The sequence below is a fragment of the Staphylococcus sp. Y174-1 genome, assembly GCF_049897865.1.
Taxonomy (GTDB): domain Bacteria; phylum Bacillota; class Bacilli; order Staphylococcales; family Staphylococcaceae; genus Staphylococcus; species Staphylococcus saprophyticus.
In genome coordinates this window covers 265,728-288,782 of record NZ_JAFCXB010000001.1, presented here as the reverse complement: position 1 = coordinate 288,782, position 23,055 = coordinate 265,728, and the positions used below count along the sequence as shown (strand labels likewise).

Below are 23,055 nucleotides of genomic sequence, written 5' to 3'. Positions count from 1 at the left end.
CTACTTATATACACGTAAGAGATGGATAAATTACTTCTAATCTACTTATAAAGTTTGCGTTAAATTGAAAGCTATTCACCCATGCAAATATGGGTTAAGTTGTTCATCTTCAACAGTTGTATATGGTCCATGTCCAGGGAATAATGGTAGGTCCTCTTCAAGCGTAAATAATTTATCAAGTATCGAATCTACTAAAGTTTCATAATCTCCTTTATATAAATCCGTTCTACCGATACCTTGTTTAAACAAGGTGTCTCCTACAACTGCAAAATCTTTAAATACAAAAGTTAAACTACCTGGTGAATGACCTGGCGTATGCAGGACATTGAAATCAAAGTTAACAATATTTGTCTGGCCTTCAGTTAATGATTGTGGTGTGACTGAACTAATAACTTGTGGAAGGCCATATTGTTTGAATTTTTCTGAACCGTTTTTTTGAGTATCTGTTAAAAAATCAAATTCTGCTTTATGCATGTACACGGGTACTTGATACTTTTCTACAATAGCATCTAATGCACCTATATGGTCAAAATGTGCATGCGTTAATAAAATTGCAGATAATGGCTTATTAATTTGATTTAATTTTTTAATAATCAAGTCGCTATCACTTGCAGGATCAACTAAAAGTACATTTGTCTCATTTTCTATAAAATAAGCATTTGTATCGACCAATCCTAAAGTTAAACTTGATATTTTCATTATGCTTGCCCTCCATTATTCAAATGGTTTTCCACAGATTTTAGTTTATCATTCATTTTACGTGATTTATCTCTTCTATCATCAATTCTAATATTTGTACAAACACGATCTAATCCTTTGTCAAAAGGTAACTCATGAATTGCTTGCACAACTTCGAATAAATCTTTCAAGTCACCTTCAATTAAAGTATTCATAGGTGTCAGTTGATAATCTATTTTCCCTTGATTTTTATACTCTTTTAATTTCGTTTGTATTTCAGCAATATATTTACTTACACTTGGCCCTTCTGTACCAACTGGTATAACGACTACATCTACAATTGCCATTATTTTGCACCTTCCTTTTCAATTACATAAGTATATATTAAACCTGCAGCACCTGTAATGCCTGCATCATTGCCAAGTTGCGCTTGTACGATTTCAGTATCTTTCTGTGCTGGAGTGAAAGCTAAATTATGATATTCCGTTTTAATGTTTTCAATCAAAATAAGTCCCGCAGTTGACATACCACCACCTAAAACAATGTATTTAGGGTTACTCGTTACACTTAAAATACTACATAAATAAGCAATATAATTAGCAACGCGTTCTGTGATAAATATGCAGAATTGATCTCCTGCTTTCGCCGCATCAAAAACAGCTTTTGCAGTTACATTATTTTCTTTTATTAATTGGAGTATAGATGACTTAAAAGTTAATTTTGGATAATAAAAGTTAACAAGATTAACTACGCCTGTAGCAGATGCAACTGTTTCAATACAACCCGATTTACCACAATTACATTTAAAACGTTGGTCATGGTCTACTCGGAAATGACCAATTTCAGCTCCTGAACCATTGTGTCCATGTACGATTTCGCCATTCGAAATAATACCTCCGCCAAGTCCTGTGCCAAGTGTAATTGCAACTACATCATCAGCACCATTACCTGCACCTTTATGTTTCTCTCCTAGTGCAGCTACGTTAGCGTCATTATCAACATAAACTGGACAATCAACAAATTGTTTGAAAATATTCCTAACATTTACTGGTTCCGTCCAATATAAATTGACTGCACCGTTAACTTCACCCGTTTCAAAATTAACAGGACCAGGAACTCCTATACCAACACCGATAACATCAGAAAAAGTATAATCAGATTGATCAATATATGCGACAAAAGTATCATAAATATTTTTCAACAATTGATAACCCGTTGTATCTGATGTATCCGTGTTAATTGACCATTTTGAAATACGATTTAAATTTTCATCAAAACAACCTAATTTACAAGTTGTACCACCTATATCTGCTGCTAGTATGATTTTATTCATATATTACTTACTCCTTCTCTGACTAATGATTAATCTGCATTTTAAATATTCATCTTTTGATATAAGATTATAATCATATAAAGATTTTATCTCTTGTTCCATCATTTCATACATATCCACTTTATCTTTAAAGTATATAATAAAGCCGAATTTTTTTAAAAGTTGCTGAACATCGTAAAATGAATTAATTTTCTGAATCACTATTATCGCTCAATTCTTTATTTAAATTAATATAGTCTCTATTATTTGGATCAGCTTTTAATGCATTTTTGATATACTTTTTAGCTTTATCATTATTATCCAATGATCTATTTGCAATTGCGAGTTGGTAATTTAAGATACCTGAATTAGGGAAATATCGTAAGCCACGTTCCCAAGATGCGATGCCCTCAGCTTTAGAATTTTGTGTTGTTTTAATCAATCCACTTAAATAATATGTTTCATCATCTGCATAGCTTTTATTGATTGTACGTTGAACCATATTTTTCGCTTCATCATAATTACCTTGTTTCATTTCTTTAGTAATAATGCTGTTATAGATATTATCTTCCTTAATGGTGAAAATTCTAACCTGAGCAGCTAAAAATAAAACAAGAATAGTAATTAAAATAATCCAAAAACGTGTTTTATTCATTTTGAAATAATATCCCATTAATGTAATCAATAATCCGCCAATAAATCCACCAATATGGGCCACGATATTTATATTTTGCATAAATAAAGATAAACCAATCATAATGACAAGTACAATTAATAATTGACCGATAAGCTTACGATTAAATTGTTTGCCTATATACATAAATGTGAAAATTGCACCAATAAGGCCAAAAATCGCACCGCTAGCACCTACCGAAACGGTATCAGTATTAAAAGATAAAGAAGCAAAGTTACCAAATAAACCAGCTACCAAATAGATAACGAACATACGCCAATGACCTACAATTGATTCAACTATTTTACCAAATATGAATAAACTCAACATATTCATTAATATATGTTCAAAATTATAATGTAAAAATATAGATATTATTAAACGATACCATTCACCATGAACAACATTAAAATGCACTAATCCACCAACATCTAAGAGCTTTAAATCTGAGAAACGATTTAAAAACAATACCATAAATAACCAAATCACAACATTTAATATGATTAAAGCATAGGTCACTGGTGAAAACTTCAACATGTGTTTTTCAATTGGATTCGTATTTAAAGCACGCTGTTTATAATACCCTTTTGTTTGCTTTGTATTTCTTTTATATAATTGTCTGATAAACACATTAGGGAGCAAGCGTTCCATATGATCTACTTCTCTAATTATCTTGACCTTAAATTTTACTGGATGATTTTCATTTAAATTTTCATCTGTAAAATGCTTATCAGTAAAAATAAACAATTCATAATTATTAGGTTCAAAACCTAGAAAAGTACTGATATCTTGCTGATTTTCTTGGATTCTGCTTTTATCAAATCTCACTTCTTGGGTTGAATTTGCTCCATATTTGAAAATAACGATACTACGCTTACGTTGATTCGCTAACCAAACTTCGTTAGTTTCTTGATTTTTATGTACAACATGATAATTTAGATATTTAATCCAAGTGTAAATACACTTCCAATAATGCTTTTCTGTAATCATTTTCCCCTCCATTATCTTGTTGTCGCTATGATTAGTTTTTCTACAGGTTGATCATGTGTTTCAACTTTAAAGTCACTTAATTGAAAATCATAAATTAAACTCATCGTTGGTTGATTATATGTACTGATAAATTTATCAAAGTAACCGCCACCATAACCAATTCTATAGCCACTATCATTAAAAGCTACCCCAGGAACAACTAATAAATCTAATTCATTGGATATTTCAGTCTTTGTATTTACATGATTCATCCCTTTAGCATCTTTACCAATATGCTTTAAATCGTCAATATGTTTAAAAGACATTTCACGCAATTGGTAATTTGTTTCAGGTACAAATACTTGTTTACCATCGTCTAGCATCTGTTGAATCAAAGTATATGTATTAACTTCGTGCGGCATGGATAATACAATACCTATACGAGAAGCAGTGCGGTATTCATCGGTATTAAAAAATTGATTAGCTAAAAACTGATCTGCTCGTTGTTTTTCCTGTTTGTTTAACATAAAAGATTTCATTAATTCAATATGTTTTTTTCTCAATAATTTTTTATCCATTTTGTACACCTTCCCGTAATTCATACTTTTATTATTATAACGTTAATAAATCATAATGTCATTAAACTGCAATTTGAATCACAATTTTTTTATAAGATTTAAGTTATGAAAATTTAAAATGTTAATTATAAATTGATTTATTCACTCATTTTAATAAACCACATAAAAATAACCAGATTCTAATAGAATCTGGTTTAAATAATATTAATTATTTTGTTTCACGGTGCATAGTGTGCTTATTATCACGTGCACAGTGTTTTTTCATTTCTATACGTTCAGGATTAGTACGTTTATTTTTTGTAGTGATGTAGTTTCTTTCTCCACATTCTGTACAAGCTAGAGTTACGTTTACGCGCATGCTAATTCCTCCTTACCTTTTCAAAATACGACTAATTAATCATACCATTTAGTTATAAAATTGAAAAGTATTATTTTTCAATAAAGGCGACTATACCAGTATTTTAAATAAAATTGATGCTAAAATATTAATCTTTTGACTTTTCTTTGAAATAGTAATTAATAACATCTCGTCCTAAATCGCCACCATTTAACCATGGCTCAGGTACTGGTTGGTTTGTATATACAATAGAAAATGCAAGCTGTGGATTTTTGATTGGCGCATAACCAATGTAAGTTGAATTAACTCTTGGTTCGCCATCTTGAAATACTTCCGCAGTTCCAGTTTTACCAGCTGATGGCACTTCTGTATCTTTGAAACTTTGATAACCAGTTCCATCTTTTTCGTTAAATGCCATTTTGAATCCTTCTTGTACTTCATTCACTTCATTTTGTGTATTATTAACTTTATTCAACACTTGACCTTTCACTTTTTCTTTAACTGGCCCAAGCGTTTCTTTGTTAGTCGCTTTTCTAATTTCTAAACCAACATGTGGTTGAACTCTATAACCATTATTACCGATTGTTGAAACGTATTGAGATAATTGCATAGGAGTGTAGGTATCATATTGTCCTATGGCTAAATCAAGGTAATTACCAGGATTGTCTGTTAATGGCTCAATTTGTCCGTTTGTTTCATTTGGTAAATCAATACCTGTTTTCACTCCTAAACCAACCTGATTTAAACCTTTACGCAATTTTTGTCCAGCACTCGTAATATCGGTTGGTAATGACATATTCGGAGTATAAGGTGATCCGGCTAATTTTAATGCTGTTTTGAACATATAAACGTTTGATGAATGCATGAGTGCTTCTTTATCGTCAATTCTTACTTTACCATCTTGGTTGAAATAAGAATGTTTTGTTAAACCACCAGCGAATTTAAGCGGCTCATCAATCATTTCTTCTCCAACTTTAATTGCATTATTTTGATAGCCAGCAAGTAGCGTGCCGCCTTTTACTGAGGAACCAACTGCATATTGAGAAGTAAATGTTCCAATATCATAATCTGTTAAATCACCATTTTTATCTATTTGCTTACCTGCCATTGCTAAGATATCACCATTATTTGGGTTTTGCACAACAATTAATGCATTGTCCATATCTTTAGCGCCTTCACTACGCAATTTTGAGATTTGCTTTTCTAAATATTCTTCAGTTTTCTTCTGTAAATCTACATCAATACTTAATACAAGATCATCGCCACGTGAACCTGGATTAATTACTTTAGAGTCTATAACTTCACCTGATTTATCAGTGGTATATTTCATTTCTTTTTTCTTACCTTTTAAAATATCATCATATTGATATTCTAAATATGATTTACCTACACGATCGTTTCGAGAATACCCTTTGGCTAAATACTGCTCAGTCAATTCTTTTGGAATACCTTCTTCAGTCGTAGAAACGTCACCGAAAATGCCTCTTAACGTATCACCATATGGATATTTTCTATCCCAATCCATAGTCGTATTTACACCCGGCATATCAGATAATTTTTGCGAAACGGCTGCATACTCTTCATCACTTACATCTTCATTTTTAATTGTTTGTGGATCAAGTGCAGAACCAGACATCATTTCTCTATAAATAGCAAGGATTTGTAAATCTTTATCATTTAGTGAGTTAATTTGATTTTTACCTACTTTTTTATATAAAGCATCATCATATTCATCTTGGGTAATATTACCGTCATCTAACAATACTTGCTCGTTTTTCATTAAACTTTTAGCTTTATTTGGATGAAGTTGTATCCAATAATCTTGTTTATCACGATCAGTAATTTTATCTGTATCCATTTTAATAAGTTTTGATAATTTTTCAGCAGTTTTCAATACTTCTGATTGTGAAGTTTTTCTTCCTCTTGCATATGTAATCGCTTTTTTAGAAGCATTGTCGACAAGGACTTTGCCATTCCTATCTAGAATACGACCTCTAGGAACAGCTTCGTTAACTGTCAGGTTTTCACTATTTTTAATAAGTTGCTTATAATGAGAACCTTGTGCAATTTGTAAATATCCTAATCTTAAAACAATTATCGCAAAAATGAATACAATGATTCCAAATATAAAGCTAATTCTTTTATTCATCGTATTTCTAATTTTTTCATCATTTGATTTTTCTTTTAATCTTTTTAGCAAAACAGCATACCTCTATTCAATAGTTCTCACTACAAATGATATATGAAATCAGTCAATATTTCTATTATTTTAGTTAAAAAAAATGACGACCTTTGAAAAGGCCGTCATAATCGTACGCGCAATTATTTTGCAGCGTTATATAATTCGTCAACTTTTTCCCAATTAACAACATTCCAGAAAGCACTAATATAGTCTGGACGTTTATTTTGGTATTTAAGGTAATATGCGTGTTCCCAAACATCTAATCCTAAGATTGGTGTTTTACCTTCAGTTAATGGGTTATCTTGGTTAGGTGTTGTAACGATTTCTAAGTTACCGTTATTCACAACTAGCCATGCCCAACCTGAACCGAAACGAGCTGCTGCTTTGTCAGCAAATTCTTCTTTAAATGCATCTAAAGAGCCCCATTGTTCTTTAATTTTATCAACAACAGTACCTTTTTCTTCTGAGTTTGGAGTTAATAATTCCCAGAATAGTGAGTGGTTTAAGTGTCCACCACCATTATTTCGAACAGCTGTTTGAATATTTTCTGGAACACTGTCTAAGTTTGCAACAATTTCTTCGATTGATTTAGATTCTAAATCAGTTCCTTCTACTGCTGCATTTAATTTAGTTACATAAGTGTTATGGTGTTTGTCATGGTGAATTTCCATTGTTTGTTTATCAATGTGTGGTTCCAATGCATCAAAACCATAAGGTAAATTTGGTAATTCAAAAGCCATAAATAATCATCCTCCTAATTAATCTTTAAATAAAGCATAACAATTATTAATGATGACAACAATTAATATGCTTAAACATTAATTGTAATGTCATAATATAGTATTTGTTATCTTTAGTTACTTTATTAGTATATCTCAAAAACAGCTTATTTAAACATGTTTAGCAAACAATTTTAAAAATTCACTTTAATTCATACTAATGACCTATGTTTAAAAAGAGATAAGCTTGTAGAAAGAATGAATTTTTCACGTTTTACAATAAATCAATTACTCATATATTATGCTTTTTGGCACGATTCGCATATGCCATAAACTTCTAATTTATGTGTGTGAATATCTACTTTTGGTAAAAATGCTTTAATTTGATCAATTGGACAAAAATCTATTACTTTTGTATCGCCACAGGATTCACAAATAAAGTGATGGTGATGATGATCAGTACATGCAATTCTGAATTTCATTTCTCCATCTAGTTCAGTACCTTCTACAATACCTAAATCTTTAAATAAATGTAAGTTTCTATAAATTGTATCGAATGAAATGCCAGGGTAATTTTTGTCCATTTTTTGTTGTATTATTTTTGCATTGATGTATTTATCTTCTTCTACAAAAATATCAATCATTTCACGTCTTTTATTTGTATATTTGTGTCCATGATTTTTAATAATGCCAATAGCTTCTTCAGTCTTCATCTTTAGCAACTCCTTTAATCGATTTTACTTTTAATCTTTGATACATCATCGTTATTGCTAAAATAAGTACAAGTAGTACTACTATTACACCGCCAGGAGATATATTCATATAAAATGCTAGAACAAGTCCAGCGATAACAGAAAACTCTCCAATAATCACGCTCAATATAATTAATTGTTTAAATCCTTTAGTTATTCGCATTGAAACTGCTACTGGTAACGTAATTAAAGCACTTACCAATAATATGCCTACAACACGCATAGAAGCAGAAATTACCATTGCAACGATAATTATAAATAAAAATTGTATCCATTTTGGAATTCCAATTACTTTACTATATTCCTCATCGAACGATAATATAAATAGTTCTTTATAAAATGAGAAAATAAATATGAGTACGATAACTACAATCACGATAATAGTTGATAAATCACTTAATGTAACAGCACTGATTGAACCAAATAATAGCCCAACTATTTCTTGGTTAAATCCATCAGCGAGTGATATAAAGATAGCACTTAATGCAATACCTGCGCTCATGATGATAGGAATCGCAATTTCCTGATAATTACTATAAGATGTTCTTAAATTCTCTATAAGTAAAGCGCCTATAATAGCAAATAAAATACCAAACCACATTGGGTTAATAAATACAAATGCAGGTATCACCGTTATAATGAACATGCCAAAGGAAATACCTCCCAGTGTAACATGACTGAGTGCATCGGCAATGAGTGACAATCTTCTAACAACGATAAAAGCACCAATAAGTGGTGCAATGAAACCAATTAATATACCACTGATAAGTGAATATCTCATAAAATCAAAATTCAGTAGGGCTTCTATCATGATGAACAACACTCCCTACTATGTTGATGATCAACAAATTGTATTGGATGACCATAAATTTTTGAAATTTCTACTTCGTCTAGAGATTTAAATGCTTCTGTTGTTCCATGGAAATGTATATGTTTATTGAGACATGCAACCTCTGTAGCTGTATCGGCAACCACACCAATATCATGCGTTACTAGTATAATTGTTACGCCTTCATTTTTGAGTCTTTCCAACGTTTCATAAAATTCACTAACATGTTTTGCATCAATACCACTTGTCGGTTCATCTAAAATTAATACCGAAGGCTCACTTATAAGTGCTCTAGCTATTAACACGCGTTGTTGTTGACCTCCGGATAATTCAGCAATGTTTTTATCTATTAAATGTTTTATATTCAGTCTTTTTAATACAATTTCTACTTTTCTCTCATCTTTTTTATTGAACCATTGAAACAGTCTTTTACGTTTAGTTAGACCACTTATCACAACTTCTTTAACACTTGCAGGGAACCCCGCTTTAAAGGCTTGTGCTTTTTGTGAGACGTAACTTATTTTTAACAATGATTGTTTGCCATTATAATCTTTTCCATCCACATATATTTGACCTTTTTGGATGGGTAATAACCCTAGGATAATTTTCAATAGTGTTGATTTTCCAGCACCATTGGGTCCTACAATTGCAACAAACTCTCCTCGATTAATTTTTATATTTATATTTTCAAGTACTTGTTTGTTATCAAAATAATAATCAATATTTTTTAATTCGAATACTGGTGTAGTCATGTTTTCACCTCATTCCATACTATACAACGTCCAATCCAATATGTAAATAGTAATGTTTCCGAATTAACAAAAAAAGAGTAAGCACAAGTACCCTATTTTATATCTAGGATACTTACGCTTACTCAATTCAATATATTAATTTAATTTTAAACAAACATTATTGTTGTAATATTTTATTTTTTAAATCTTCATCAAATTTTTGCTGTTTTAACATTTCAATTTCTAATTTATATGGTGGTTTTTTATTTTTTTTATCTTCACCTACATAAGGTGTTTCTAATATCTTAGGTATATCTTTAAATGTATCATGATGTACGACATAATTTAATGCATCAAAGCCAATATATCCAAAACCGATATTTTCGTGTCTATCTTTATGTGCACCAATATCATTTTTACTATCATTGACGTGTACTACTTTAATTCTATCTACACCGATAATTTTATCAAATTCATTTAGTACACCATCAAAATCTTCTTTAACATTATAGCCAGCATCATGTGTATGACATGTGTCGAAACAAACCGATAAACGATCATTATGGTTTACACCATCTATAATTCTTGCTAGCTCTTCAAAGTTTCTACCTACTTCAGAACCTTTTCCAGCCATCGTTTCTAATGCAATTCTTACATTATTATCGTTCGTTAAAACTTCGTTTAAACCTTCTATAATTTTTTTAATACCAGCATCTGTACCTTCTCCTACATGAGAGCCTGGGTGTAAAACAATATCTTGTGCACCAAGTGCTTGTGTTCTTTCGATTTCACTTTGAAGAAACTCTACCCCCAATTCAAAGACATGGGGTTTAACAGTATTTGCGATATTTATAATATAAGGTGCGTGAACAACAATATTGGAAAGACCATGTGCTTTCATTATCTCATGACCTTTTTCAATATTTAATTCTTCGATAGGTTTTCTTCTAGTATTTTGAGGTGCACCCGTGTAAATCATAAAAGTAGATTCGCCAAATTTATGTGCTTCTTCAGCTGAACCTTCTAACATTTTTTTACCATTCATAGATACATGTGATCCTACTAACATAAAATTCACCTATCCTTTTCTATTTTTTCTATCTTGACGACTTTTCTGTTTACTAAATTGTTTACGTTCCTTACGTTTTAAATCATCTAAATCTCTTTTGAATTTTTTCTTATAGCCTGGCTTTACTTTTTTCTTATTCGTTTTAACTTTATATTTCAATTGATTTGTTAAGTGATCGTCTTTATTTTTACGCGTTTGTCGCATATTATGCGCTTTTATTGGTTTTAATTCATCGTCTTTGATATCTACATTTTCGAATTTATAACCTCTTTGCTCAATTAATGCAATATTATGCTCTTCATCAGGACTGTACAATGTAATTGCTACACCTTTGTATTGACCACGTCCTGTACGTCCAACTCTATGTGTAAAGAAATCAATATCATTAGGCACATCGAAGTTAATTACATGGCTTACACCGTCAATATCTATACCACGTGAAGCTAAATCACTTGCAATCACAAATTGGAATTCTAAATTTCTAATTCTTTTCATTTGTTGTTTACGTTCTCTAGGTGTAAGACCACCGTGAATCATCCCTAATTTTAAACCAGCAGCATTTAATTGTTTTGCTAATTCATCTGCACTATCTCTACTGTTACAGAATATAATACATAAATATGGATTTAATATATCGATCAGTTTTAGTGTTTTTTCTATTTTTGCTTCACCTTTTGTAGGTATTAAATAAAATTCGATATTTTTCTTATTTTTTTCTGTGTTTTCAATTTCTACAAATTCTGGATTTTCTAGATATTTATTTAAAAATGGGTGCAATGACTTAGGAATAGTTGCACTAAATACTGCAATATGTGCATTTTCATCTAGTCTTGTTGCTACGTAATCCACTTCATCTATTAGTCCTAAATCAATCATTAAATCTGCTTCATCAATCACCAAATAAGAAGCTAAGTGTACATGTAAATCCCCATGTTTAGCTAAATCGTTAATTCGAGTTGGTGTGCCTATGATAAGTTGCGGTTGGTTCTTAACTCGGCTACGATCTTTTTCGATATCTGTGCCGCCAATGAAGAGTTTTACAGATACGTCTTCTTTGAATCTTGTTAAATGACTTGCTACATCAAATAGTTGTTGTGCTAGTTCACGTGTTGGTGCAACAACTATTGCTTGTGGTTCTTTATAGTCTGTATCGATTGAATTTAATAATGGTAATAAAAACGCATGTGATTTTCCTGTGCCTGTTTGTGATTGACCAATTAAATTCACTTGTTTAATTATCTTTGGTATGACACGTGTCTGTATTTCAGTTGGTTGATTAAAATTCAAATCTTTCACAGCATCTATAAGACCTGCTTCTAAATTAAATTTTTCAAATGGGTGATTTGCCATGTCTTGGCCTCCTTAAATCTTCATCTTGTCTATTATAAAGCAAAACACTATAATTTTGAACTAAATTATTGATTTGGAATCTGACTTTGAACCTTTAAGTAGTCTTTGTAGAGAAATACGCACCTTATCAAAATAATTTCGCAGAACAATCTTACTTTTTACTCTACAGCATTTAAAATGGTTGAGATACTTATTTATATCTCAACCACTTATTAACTTATTTAGTGTATCTACCATAAAAAAGTATCCCTAATAATTCATATAGTATTTTACTATTTGTTGTTTCTATTGATTCAGGCATATTTTGGTTTAAGATAACCTATAAATTTTTAAAATTTTAATTATAGATAGTTGAAGGGATCTGTATTAAGTTTTGACGCTATAATTTTAAAATCTTCTGTTTCATTATTTAACCAATCTACTAATAACTCACATAAACCTTCTTTCATTACATATTCGCTGTAATGATTAATATCTAATAGATTCATACCTGCGATTTTTGCATCTAAAGCATCATGGTGTTTTATGTCTCCTGTTACAAATATATCTGCACCTTTATTTATAGCGTCAAATTCAAATCCAATACCTGAACCACCAATAATTGCTACTGTTTTAATGTCTGCATCTAAATTACCTGTAAATCTAACACTAGGCATTTTCAAATTCGTTTTCACATGGTTTACAAATGCCATTGTATTCATCGTTTCTTCCAATTCACCAAGCATTCCCAAGCCATAATCAGCTTCTTTTTGTAATTCTATAAAATCAAATACAGGTGTTTCATATGGATGGTGTTGCATTATAAGTTGTTGAGCTAGTTGTTTCTGATTATAATCAATCATAAATTCTAATTTATATTCTTCAACAGATGAAATTTGGTCTAATTCACCAATGTGCGGATTGGCACCCTCAATCGGTTTGAATTGTCCATTTCCTGGGGTTTCAAAGAAACAATATTGATAATCCCCTTCTTCTGCTAATCCTGCTTCACTTAATTTATTTTTAAAGTCTATTAAATTTTCTTTAGGAATAAAGACTTGAACTTTATAATAGGAGCGTAACTCAGGATTTAAAATACGTTGATGATTTAACTTAAGTTTATTGGCAAGCATTGCATTAACGCCTTTAGGGTAAACATCTAAATTTGTATGTAGTGCAATGACATTTATATCATGTTTAATTAATTTTCTTAAAATTGCACCATAACCATCATCTTGTGTTATTTGTTTGATTCCTTTGAAAATAAGTGGATGGTGGCAAATAATGGTATTACAGTGATTTTTTAATGCGTCATCTACTACTTCTTCCGTACAATCAAGTGCAGTCATAATGCCTGAAATCGTTGCGTTTTTATTGCCAATTAACAATCCTACATTATCCCAAGATTCAGCAGAAGCAAATGGAACATGCTTATTAATGATATTCAGTAAATTTTCTATGTTCATTTAAATCACCTCATTAATTAAATTAATATCCTTATCAATTTCTCTTAAACGTTCTGTATGTACATTTGGATTCAAATTACTTTTTATTTTTAACAATGCGTCATGTTCGCGTTTCCATTTTTTATAAAATAATGGGGTTTTATTTTGGAGTAATTTTGGGCCAAATTTTATTTCTTGTTCAGTCATAGGTTCACAATGATTATTATAATCAGCAACAAGTATTTCATAGATGTGACCTTTTTCTTCCAAAATTTCTTCTGCGATTATAGTGTAGTTTAACTTTAATAGTTGCTCACGTATTGCGCTAGATTGAATATTACTTTGTAATATCAGTCTAGGTTTGTTTTCTAATTTTTCAGTGCCTTCATTTAATATTTTAGCGATTAATGGACCACCCATGCCACAAATTGATACAGAAGTGACATGGTCTTCGGGTCTTATAACAGTTAAGCCATCTCCGAGCCTAACATCAATTTCATGACTCAGTTTATAATCTCGTACATTGCGAATAGACGCATCAAATGGTCCTTTAATCACTTCCCCAGCAATTGCAAAATCAATTAAATGATTTTCAATGGCATAAATTGGTAGGTATGCGTGATCTGATCCAATGTCAGCTAAACAATTACCTTGAATAAAAGTACTTACTTTTTTTAATCTCTGATTTAATGGAATCATATTGTTACTCCTCTGATATATGTAAAAAAGGAGCGGGATTGAAATCTAAAAATGTAATTAGATTTCGTATGCCCGCCCCCTACAAAGATAAATTGATTTCAAAATACTTAGCGTGAGTGAATTTAGAAATCAGTCAGTCATTGCTTTAACAATTTATACACAATAACGTGTGGTTTCCAATTTATGTTTATATTACTTGTTAGTCCATAAAGTCTTTTAGACGTTTACTTCTGCTTGGGTGTCTTAGTTTTCTAAGCGCTTTTGCTTCTATTTGACGAATACGTTCTCTAGTAACGCCAAATACTTTACCTACTTCTTCTAATGTGCGCGTACGTCCATCATCCAAACCAAAACGTAAGCGTAGTACATTTTCTTCACGGTCCGTCAATGTGTCTAAGACATCTTCTAATTGTTCTTTTAACAATTCATAGGCCGCATGATCAGAAGGACTTTGAGCCTCTTGGTCCTCAATAAAATCACCTAAATGACTATCATCTTCTTCACCAATTGGTGTTTCAAGTGATACAGGTTCTTGAGCAATTTTTAAGATTTCTCTTACTTTTTCTGGTGGTAAATCCATTTCTTCCCCTATTTCTTCAGGTGCAGGATCTCTACCTAAATCTTGTAATAATTGTCTTTGAACACGAATTAATTTGTTAATTGTTTCTACCATGTGTACTGGTATACGAATTGTACGTGCTTGGTCAGCAATCGCACGAGTGATTGCTTGACGAATCCACCAAGTTGCATAAGTTGAAAATTTAAATCCTTTATTAAAATCGAACTTTTCTACTGCTTTGATTAAACCCATATTACCTTCTTGAATAAGGTCAAGGAAAAGCATGCCACGACCTACATATCTTTTAGCAATACTTACTACAAGTCGTAAATTGGCTTCAGCTAATCGAGATTTCGCAACTTCATCGCCCTGCTCAATTTTTTTCGCCAATTCAATTTCTTCTTGAGCGTTTAATAAATTTACTCGTCCGATTTCTTTTAAATACATACGCACTGGATCATTTATTTTTACGCCTGGAGGTGCACTTAAATCATTTGGATTTAATTTAAAATCTTTATCTGAACTATCTTTTTCATTAACTAAACTTATGTCATTATCAGTTAATTGATCAAATAATTCGTCCATTTGATCAGAATCCATTTCGAAATTTTGCAGTTTTTCTGCAATTTCTTCATGACTAAGGTGCCCTTCTTTTTTACCTTTTTCAATTAATTGTTTTTTTACATCTTCTAAAGTTAGAGATGGATCAATCGTTTGTTTTTTAACTTTAACGTTATTTCCAGACATGAAATGGCCTCCCGAATATAATATCAAATTGATATCAAAATATTTTATAGATAAAATTAGTGAAATCTACTCAAAATATTTACTTAGTATACATTTTAGCAACCCCATATAAATAAATATACAGACAAATACATAAAAAATTAATTCATTCTATTTTTATTGTGATTTACAATTTTTTCTAAATAATATTTTTGCAGTTCTAAATCACCTAACCTGGAAGCTTCCCGCAACTTTTGATTAAGCGATTCAATCGTTTCTTCATTTCTATTAGATGTCAGTGTATTTATATAATCGTCAATCTCATATTCATAAGGTTCTTCATTTATCATATAATTATCTAATGATATAAATGCTTCTTTGATTTCATTGATATCGATATACTGTAACACATCACTAATATTAAACGTATCATTTTCAGAGTAAAACTCATGTAAAACATTAAATATACGCTTAAAATATTGATTTGTAAAGTCTTCTGTTTGAAGTAATTTATGATAATTCAAGAAAGTGTCTTTATCGTTCATAAAATGTTTTAATAAAGCACGTTCTGCTTTTTCATGTTTGCTCAAATTATTAAATTCAGGAACAGTGGGTATTTGATAATTGTGTGGCTGATAATAATCTTGTTGCTGTCCTACTTCATTATTTAGACTATCCAAGCTAACTTTAAACAATTCAGATACTTCTTGCAATATTTTTTTGCGTAAAATCGTTGATTGCATAAATGAAATATCATTAGTTATCTCTTTTAAATATCTTTCATATGCTAGATCATTGTTTTCTATTTCGTCTTGATGCGTGTGAATTTTGTAAATGATGAATGACTTCTTCTCATGTTCAACAAAATAATTAAAAGCGTCTGCGCCATGTTTAACAATATATTCATCAGGGTCCATATTTTTAGGAAGTTGTACTACAAAGACGTTAAAGCCTTGTTGTAATAGAGCCTGTCCTGATTTCAAAGTAGCTTCAGTACCCGCAAAATCACCGTCGAACATCAAAGTGACATTTGTTGTTAATTTCTTTATAAAGGCAATATGTTCATTTGAAATCTGTGTACCCATACTAGCAACAACTTGTTTCAATCCTGCTTGATCTGATTTGATTACATCCATAAAGCCTTCTAATAAAATAATTTCATCATTTTTACGTATTGATTTTCTTGCTTTATCTACATTGTAAAGTAATCTTCGCTTTTGAAATATGGGTGTTTCTGGACTATTTAAATATTTTGGTTCTTGATTTGTATATGTTCTACCAGAATAACCAACAGTTCTTCCTTGTGCATTATTTAATGGAAACATGACACGATCACGAAATCGATCATAATAACTAAAATTCTCTTCATTTCGTGACAACAAACCAGATTCATAAGCTAGTTCAATGTCATATTCTTTTTTCTTTAAAAAATCATGACAGAAATGCGCATTATTAGGTGCATAACCAATTTTTCTTGCATCTATTAATTCATCTGTAAAACCACGTTCTTTTAAATAATTTAATGCCGCTTCACCTTCAACAGTTTTCTTCAGTGCGTAATGGTAATAATCTTGCATTAATTCATGCATTTCAATCATTTTTAAATCATCTGAAGCGACTTGATGCCCATTGTCTTGATTAGCATAACTTTGATCGGTTTCAACTTTAATATTTACACGTTCACCTAATTCTTTTACTGCTTCTGTAAATGGGATATCTTTAATTTCTTGTGTGAATTGAAAAACATTACCACCTTTTTTACAACCGAAGCAGTGACAAATTTGTTTATCTTCAGAAACAGTAAATGAGGGTGTTTTTTCATCATGAAAAGGACACAAACCTATATAATTGCGTCCTCTCTTCTCTAACTTCACATACTCACTAACTAAATCAAGTATATCCGTTTTATCTTTTATTTCATTTATCGTGGATTGATCGATTCTCAATATTATCACCTATTAAACATTAGTCATACTATTATAATTGTTTTCGTTAATTTTTGAAATTATTTTGCTCAATAAGACTGATAATATCATTTGCTGTTTCTTCAATAGCCTTATCTGAAACATCAATTACAGGACAACCAATTTTATCAACTAATTCATGGAAATAATTCAGCTCTTCTTCTATGCGTTGTTCAGTAGCATATCTTGCACTTTCACCTAAGCCAAGTTGTCTGAGTCTTTCTTTACGAATTCTATTTAATTTTTCTTCACTAATTTTTAAAGCGATACATTTAGAAGAATCTATATCAAATAAATCATCTGGAGGTGTTACTTCAGGTACGATTGGAATATTCATAACTTTGTAACTTTTATGTGCTAGATATTGTGATAACGGCGTCTTAGACGTTCTTGAAATCCCTAACAATACAATGTCAGCCTTGAATAAACCTTTTGGATCTTTACCATCGTCATATTTAACTGCAAATTCAATTGCATCAATTTTTTTGAAATAAGCTTCATCTAGTTGATGGACTAAACCTGGTTCAAAATACGGCTTTTCATCTATTTGATCTAATAAAATATTCATTAGTGGCCCCATAATATCCACTGCTTTAATTTTAAATTCTGCTAATTTCGCTTCCATGTATTTTCTAATTTCTGGTTTAACTAGTGTATATACCACTATCGCTTCGGTATCTTTCGCTACTGAAATCACTTCATCCACATTTTCTAGTGCTTCTATATAGGGATACCTACTTATTTCACTTTCACATTGTTTAGGATTAAATTGTGAAATACAAGCTCTTGCTACAAGTTCGGCTGTTTCACCTACCGAGTCGGACGCCACGATTATTTTAATATTTTTCATTTACTTAAAACCACCTATTCATTTAGTAAGGATACAAAGATTTTAGTGATCGTAGTTTTAGAAATACGACCTTTAACTTCATATTTATCATTATCTTTCTTTACTACAATTGGTAATGAATCAATTTCTTTTTCGATCATAAGATTTGCTGCATGTATGACTTTCTCACCTTCAAGTACAAAACTCAAATTCGGCATTCGTGTCATAATAATATTAACTGGCATTGTATGTATATCATCACCAATCATAGAAGCTCTCAGTAAATCTTTACGAGAACAAACACCCATAAAGTCACCATCACTATTAATAACAAACAATGTGCTGACATCTTCTAAAAATATGGTGCAAATTGCATCATAAACTGACGTCTCACTTTTAACGACGACAGGGTGAGACGCATAATCTTTCACAACATATTGCTTCAATTCATCCGCAATTAATTTATTCTGAGGTTTGCCAGAATAATAATAACCTACACGTGGTCGAGCTTCTAATATGCCAGACATTGTTAATATGGCTAAATCCGGTCGCAATGTAGCTCTAGTCAAGCTCAGACGATCAGCAATATGTTCTCCTGTAATAGGCCCATTACTCTTTACTATTTCAATTATTTGTTGTTGCCTTTTACTTAGTTCTATAACACTCACCCCTTTATTCATTCTTCTTAATTATACATTGAATTTTTAATTGCTACAAATACATATATTTACTTGCTTATAAACTATCAATACATTAAAATTAGACTTAAAGCGAGTTAAGGATGGTGAAAGCTTAACAAGTAACAATGGCTACAATTAAATGATAGTTAAAAGCGAGTGTACACACTAATTTGGGTGGAACCGCGGGTTAACATGAATCTAGTAAATAAACACATATATTACATATGTGATTAAAAAGATTAACTCGTCCCAAGATATAGATTAAACTTTTTGGCTTATTCTGTGTCTTGGGGCGTTTTCATGTAAAAAAGGAGAGTTATATTTAATGACAAAAGATATGGAAACAATCGTCTCATTAGCAAAACATAGAGGTTTTGTATTCCCTGGTAGTGACATTTATGGTGGTCTATCAAATACATGGGACTACGGCCCACTTGGTGTCGAATTAAAAAATAATGTTAAAAAAGCATGGTGGCAAAAATTCATTACACAATCACCATATAATGTTGGTATTGATGCTGCAATTTTAATGAACCCTAAAACTTGGGAAGCATCAGGTCATTTAGGTAATTTTAATGATCCGATGATCGATAACAAAGATAGTAAAATTCGTTATCGTGCAGATAAAATCATTGAAGACTACATGTTAAATGAAAAAGGTGACGAAAACTTTGTCGCTGACGGTTTAAGCTTTGATGAAATGAAACGCATTATTGATGAAGAAGGTATCGTTTGTCCTGTAAGTGGCACAGCGAATTGGACTGATATTCGTCAATTCAACCTTATGTTTAAGACTTTCCAAGGGGTTACTGAAGATTCTACTAACGAAATTTTCCTACGCCCTGAAACTGCACAAGGTATTTTTGTTAACTATAAAAATGTACAACGTACTATGCGTAAAAAATTACCTTTTGGTATAGGACAAATCGGTAAATCATTCCGTAATGAAATTACGCCTGGTAACTTTATCTTTAGAACACGTGAATTCGAACAAATGGAATTGGAATTCTTCTGTAAACCTGGTGAAGAAATTGAATGGCAAAATTATTGGAAAACATTCGCGAGTCAATGGCTTAAAGATTTAAATTTAAGCGAAGAAGCAACGCGTTTACGTGATCACGATGCAGATGAATTGTCTCACTATTCAAATGCGACTACTGATATCGAATATCGTTTCCCATTTGGTTGGGGTGAACTTTGGGGTATCGCGAGTCGTACAGATTTTGACTTGAAAAAACATAGTGAACATTCTGGTGAAGATTTCCAATATCACGATCAAGAAACAGGAGAAAAATATATCCCTTACTGTATAGAGCCTTCATTAGGTGCTGACCGTGTTACTTTAGCATTTTTATGTGATGCTTATGATGAAGAAGGAGTTGAAGGAAGCAAAGATTCAAGAACAGTACTTCACTTCCACCCTGCACTTGCACCATATAAAGCAGCTGTATTACCATTAAGTAAAAAATTATCAGGCGATGCAATTAAAGTGTTCGAAGAATTAAGCGCTGATTTTGCAATTGATTTTGATGAATCACAATCAATTGGTAAACGTTACCGTCGTCAAGATGAAATTGGAACACCATACTGTATCACTTTTGATTTTGATTCTTTAGAAGATGAAAAAGTTACAGTTCGTGACCGTGATACAATGGAGCAAGTTCGTATGCCAATCACTGAATTAAAATCATTCTTAGCTGAAAAAGTTAAATTTTAATTTTAAGAATGATATATTCAAAATCAAATAAAACTTAAATAGCAATTTAAATATTTATGGGACAAGAAACTAAGATTATTTCATTGTAATGGATTAATTTTTCTTGTCCCATTTTTTTATATAAAAAAAACAAACCTATGGTCTGGGCCAATAGGTTTGAATATAAATAATTATTATAAGTTATCTAATCGATATAATTGATTAATTAGTTTTTGACTTTTGAAATACATACCCGCATACTCTTTATACAATAAGATAACAAGTTCTGACATTTCATCGACAATTGTTTCGTGTATGCTCAATGAACTCATTTGATTAATTGGTAACTTCTGAAGGATATCTAATAAATACAACGTTTTGTTTGATAACTGAAATGCGTGTGTATCTTTATATGCAACATTTTCAGAAATTGCACCATCATATTTAAAACTATAACCGACTAATTTTGATTGATCTTCACTTTGAGTTATCACACATCTGTCAAATACTGCATTAAATCCAAATTTTGTCATACATTTTAACAATACAACAACTGACATGAGTTGTGCTGAAATCCCCTGCCTAATCTTATCTAATACAAAATGCAATAATTCGTAACTATTTTTAGAGATTTCATCTGTTTCCATGGAACGGTCGATCGTTTCAGTACACAAACTTGCATAGCTACTTTCATATATATCTAGTCGCAGATGGTAATTTTGGTCAATGACATCAACTGAACTTAAGGTGCCCATACCTTTCCACTTTGAATAAATAAACAAGCCATACACAAATAATTGCGTATTAGCCTGCAAGCCGCTCTTACTTTTCTTGGCTCTTCTTACCATAAGTGGGACTTTAGCACCATATTCATTTAAGATAGTTATAATTTTATCGGATTCGCCATAATCAATGGTTTTTATAATAATCCCTTTTTGTTTGATTAACACACGAATTCACCGACTTTCAACTTTAACTTAATCTCTATCTTCTAAATAACCCATTTGGCGAATGAAATTAACTTTATTTCGCCAGTCTTTTTGTACTTTAACCCATAGTTCCAAGTAAACTTTCGAGCCTAATAAACGCTCTATATCTTGACGCGCACGTTTACCAACCTCTTTTAATTTTTTACCGCCTTTACCAATGACAATCCCTTTTTGAGAATCTCTTTCTACGTAAATAGTAGCTTCAATTCTCACTCTATCTTCATCTTCTTTAATCATACGGTCTACATTAACACCAATCGCATGAGGAATTTCTTCACTTGTTAAATGTAAAATTTTCTCTCTTATCAGTTCTCCAACAACAAATTGTTCTGGATGATCTGATATTTGATCATCAGGATAATATTTAGGGCCTTCTGGTAAATATGATTTTATAACATTAATAAAATGATCTACATTTAAGCCTTCAAGTGCAGAAATAGGTACGATTTCTGTAAAATCCATATATTTTTTATATTTTTCAATTCTAGGCATTAATTCATCGGGATGAACCAAGTCAATCTTATTTAACACTAAAAATACTGGCGTTTTGATTGTTTTTAGCATATCCATAATATATTCGTCGCCTCTACCAATATCCTCATTGACGTTTACCATAAACATAATGGCATCTATTTCAGATAGTGTATTCGTCGCAACGCGCATCATATAATCTCCTAATTTGTGCTTAGGTTTATGAATACCTGGTGTATCTAGGAAAATAATTTGCGCATCTTCTTGTGTCATGACACCTTGAATTTTGTTTCTAGTTGTTTGTGCTTTATCGGACATTATCGCAATCTTATGTCCTATTACACGATTTACAAAGGTTGATTTACCAACATTGGGTCTACCAATGATAGATATAAAGCCTGATTTGTGTTCTGTCATTAATTTAAATCCTTTCCTGAAAATCCTAAAGGCAATAACTCGCCTACTGATAATTCTGTCATATCACCTTTATGATTGGTCATATAAACTGGCATTTCGTCATCACAAAGCTCTTTCATTACTTGTCGACATGCGCCACATGGTGAGGACGGTTCATCTGCATCTACAGTTACAGTAATTGATTCAAAATCTCCTGGGCGGTATCCATCAGCAATTGCCGCAACTAAACTTGATCTTTCAGCACAAATCGCCATTGGATAAGCTGCATTTTCAACATTACCACCGTAATAAGCTTTGCCATCTTTCGTTCTTAAATACGCACCAACTTTAAAATTACTGTAGGGTGCGTACGCATTTGCCTGTGCTTTTCTTACTTCTGAAAAATAATGTGGTTGGTATGCCATTGCTTCATCTCTCCTGTT

24 protein-coding genes are annotated in these 23,055 nt (G+C 31.4%); 1 reads left to right on the top strand and 23 read right to left on the bottom strand.

The features are described from left to right. Positions 1-75: 75 nt before the first annotated feature. From ACP7BT_RS01530 to ACP7BT_RS01435, 20 genes are all read right to left on the bottom strand, one after another. A complete protein-coding gene (locus ACP7BT_RS01530; protein WP_041080623.1) occupies positions 76-699 on the bottom strand; it encodes an MBL fold metallo-hydrolase in 624 nt (207 codons plus the stop codon). After that, positions 699-1,025 carry an MTH1187 family thiamine-binding protein gene (locus ACP7BT_RS01525; protein WP_002483185.1) on the bottom strand — a complete coding sequence of 109 codons (327 nt, stop codon included), beginning with the start codon at positions 1,023-1,025 and terminating at the stop codon, positions 699-701. Before ACP7BT_RS01525 ends, ACP7BT_RS01530 begins: the two co-directional genes overlap by 1 nt. After that, positions 1,025-2,011 (bottom strand): glucokinase, encoded by a 987-nt coding sequence (locus ACP7BT_RS01520; protein ID WP_041080621.1) that lies wholly within the window; start codon positions 2,009-2,011, stop codon positions 1,025-1,027. The genes ACP7BT_RS01525 and ACP7BT_RS01520 overlap by 1 nt, the downstream gene beginning before the upstream one ends. Before the next feature lie 3 nt (positions 2,012-2,014). Then, the gene (locus ACP7BT_RS01515) at positions 2,015-2,212 is read right to left on the bottom strand and encodes a YqgQ family protein (RefSeq protein ID WP_041080619.1); all 198 of its coding nucleotides are present in this window, start codon (positions 2,210-2,212) and stop codon (positions 2,015-2,017) included. Then, positions 2,196-3,653, bottom strand: coding sequence for a rhomboid family intramembrane serine protease (locus ACP7BT_RS01510; RefSeq protein ID WP_041080618.1), 1,458 nt, complete (start codon positions 3,651-3,653; stop codon positions 2,196-2,198). The genes ACP7BT_RS01515 and ACP7BT_RS01510 overlap by 17 nt, the downstream gene beginning before the upstream one ends. A gap of 11 nt (positions 3,654-3,664) precedes the next feature. Beyond that, positions 3,665-4,210, bottom strand: a complete 546-nt coding sequence (locus ACP7BT_RS01505; protein ID WP_041080616.1) for a 5-formyltetrahydrofolate cyclo-ligase — start codon at positions 4,208-4,210, stop codon at positions 3,665-3,667. Positions 4,211-4,418: 208 nt separating this feature from the next. After that, entirely contained in the window at positions 4,419-4,568 is a 150-nt protein-coding gene (rpmG, locus tag ACP7BT_RS01500; RefSeq protein ID WP_002483181.1) for a 50S ribosomal protein L33, read from the bottom strand. A gap of 127 nt (positions 4,569-4,695) precedes the next feature. After that, positions 4,696-6,747 (bottom strand): peptidoglycan D,D-transpeptidase FtsI family protein, encoded by a 2,052-nt coding sequence (locus ACP7BT_RS01495; RefSeq protein WP_041080611.1) that lies wholly within the window; start codon positions 6,745-6,747, stop codon positions 4,696-4,698. 122 nt (positions 6,748-6,869) lie between these two features. Continuing rightward, positions 6,870-7,469 carry a superoxide dismutase gene (locus ACP7BT_RS01490; RefSeq protein WP_011303014.1) on the bottom strand — a complete coding sequence of 200 codons (600 nt, stop codon included), beginning with the start codon at positions 7,467-7,469 and terminating at the stop codon, positions 6,870-6,872. A gap of 278 nt (positions 7,470-7,747) precedes the next feature. Next, complete coding sequence (locus ACP7BT_RS01485; RefSeq protein WP_002483178.1) at positions 7,748-8,161, bottom strand: Fur family transcriptional regulator; 414 nt, start codon at positions 8,159-8,161, stop codon at positions 7,748-7,750. Continuing rightward, positions 8,151-9,011, bottom strand: coding sequence for a metal ABC transporter permease (locus ACP7BT_RS01480; protein ID WP_041080610.1), 861 nt, complete (start codon positions 9,009-9,011; stop codon positions 8,151-8,153). The genes ACP7BT_RS01485 and ACP7BT_RS01480 overlap by 11 nt, the downstream gene beginning before the upstream one ends. After that, positions 9,008-9,781, bottom strand: a complete 774-nt coding sequence (locus ACP7BT_RS01475) for a metal ABC transporter ATP-binding protein (RefSeq protein WP_041080608.1) — start codon at positions 9,779-9,781, stop codon at positions 9,008-9,010. Before ACP7BT_RS01475 ends, ACP7BT_RS01480 begins: the two co-directional genes overlap by 4 nt. 157 nt (positions 9,782-9,938) lie before the next feature. Continuing rightward, positions 9,939-10,829: a deoxyribonuclease IV gene (locus ACP7BT_RS01470; RefSeq protein ID WP_041080606.1), complete on the bottom strand. Its 891-nt coding sequence runs from the start codon at positions 10,827-10,829 to the stop codon at positions 9,939-9,941. Between the two features lie 9 nt (positions 10,830-10,838). After that, positions 10,839-12,179 (bottom strand): DEAD/DEAH box helicase, encoded by a 1,341-nt coding sequence (locus tag ACP7BT_RS01465; protein WP_011303010.1) that lies wholly within the window; start codon positions 12,177-12,179, stop codon positions 10,839-10,841. Positions 12,180-12,520: 341 nt separating this feature from the next. After that, positions 12,521-13,624, bottom strand: a complete 1,104-nt coding sequence (locus ACP7BT_RS01460; RefSeq protein ID WP_041080605.1) for a Nif3-like dinuclear metal center hexameric protein — start codon at positions 13,622-13,624, stop codon at positions 12,521-12,523. Beyond that, a complete protein-coding gene (locus ACP7BT_RS01455; RefSeq protein ID WP_002483172.1) occupies positions 13,625-14,302 on the bottom strand; it encodes a tRNA (adenine(22)-N(1))-methyltransferase in 678 nt (225 codons plus the stop codon). It lies immediately after the preceding gene. Between the two features lie 199 nt (positions 14,303-14,501). Then, complete coding sequence (gene rpoD / locus ACP7BT_RS01450) at positions 14,502-15,608, bottom strand: RNA polymerase sigma factor RpoD (protein WP_002483171.1); 1,107 nt, start codon at positions 15,606-15,608, stop codon at positions 14,502-14,504. A 140-nt stretch (positions 15,609-15,748) separates the two neighbouring features. Continuing rightward, the gene (gene dnaG / locus ACP7BT_RS01445) at positions 15,749-17,533 is read right to left on the bottom strand and encodes a DNA primase (protein ID WP_041080604.1); all 1,785 of its coding nucleotides are present in this window, start codon (positions 17,531-17,533) and stop codon (positions 15,749-15,751) included. 46 nt (positions 17,534-17,579) lie between these two features. Further along, complete coding sequence (locus ACP7BT_RS01440) at positions 17,580-18,401, bottom strand: pyruvate, water dikinase regulatory protein (protein ID WP_041080603.1); 822 nt, start codon at positions 18,399-18,401, stop codon at positions 17,580-17,582. Between the two features lie 14 nt (positions 18,402-18,415). Continuing rightward, complete coding sequence (locus ACP7BT_RS01435) at positions 18,416-19,060, bottom strand: helix-turn-helix transcriptional regulator (protein WP_075345136.1); 645 nt, start codon at positions 19,058-19,060, stop codon at positions 18,416-18,418. A 325-nt stretch (positions 19,061-19,385) separates the two neighbouring features. Here ACP7BT_RS01435 and ACP7BT_RS01430 point away from each other — a divergent pair, with 325 nt between their 5' ends. Continuing rightward, a complete protein-coding gene (locus ACP7BT_RS01430; RefSeq protein ID WP_002483167.1) occupies positions 19,386-20,777 on the top strand; it encodes a glycine--tRNA ligase in 1,392 nt (463 codons plus the stop codon). A gap of 173 nt (positions 20,778-20,950) precedes the next feature. Here the strand turns inward: ACP7BT_RS01430 and recO are convergent, their stop codons facing one another. The 3 genes from recO to cdd are packed head-to-tail and all read right to left on the bottom strand — an operon-like array spanning position 20,951 to position 23,037. Further along, complete coding sequence (recO, locus tag ACP7BT_RS01425) at positions 20,951-21,706, bottom strand: DNA repair protein RecO (protein WP_002483166.1); 756 nt, start codon at positions 21,704-21,706, stop codon at positions 20,951-20,953. A 27-nt stretch (positions 21,707-21,733) separates the two neighbouring features. Then, positions 21,734-22,633 (bottom strand): GTPase Era, encoded by a 900-nt coding sequence (era, locus tag ACP7BT_RS01420; protein ID WP_041080602.1) that lies wholly within the window; start codon positions 22,631-22,633, stop codon positions 21,734-21,736. Continuing rightward, entirely contained in the window at positions 22,633-23,037 is a 405-nt protein-coding gene (cdd, locus tag ACP7BT_RS01415) for a cytidine deaminase (protein WP_002483164.1), read from the bottom strand. Before cdd ends, era begins: the two co-directional genes overlap by 1 nt. Positions 23,038-23,055: the final 18 nt, after the last annotated feature.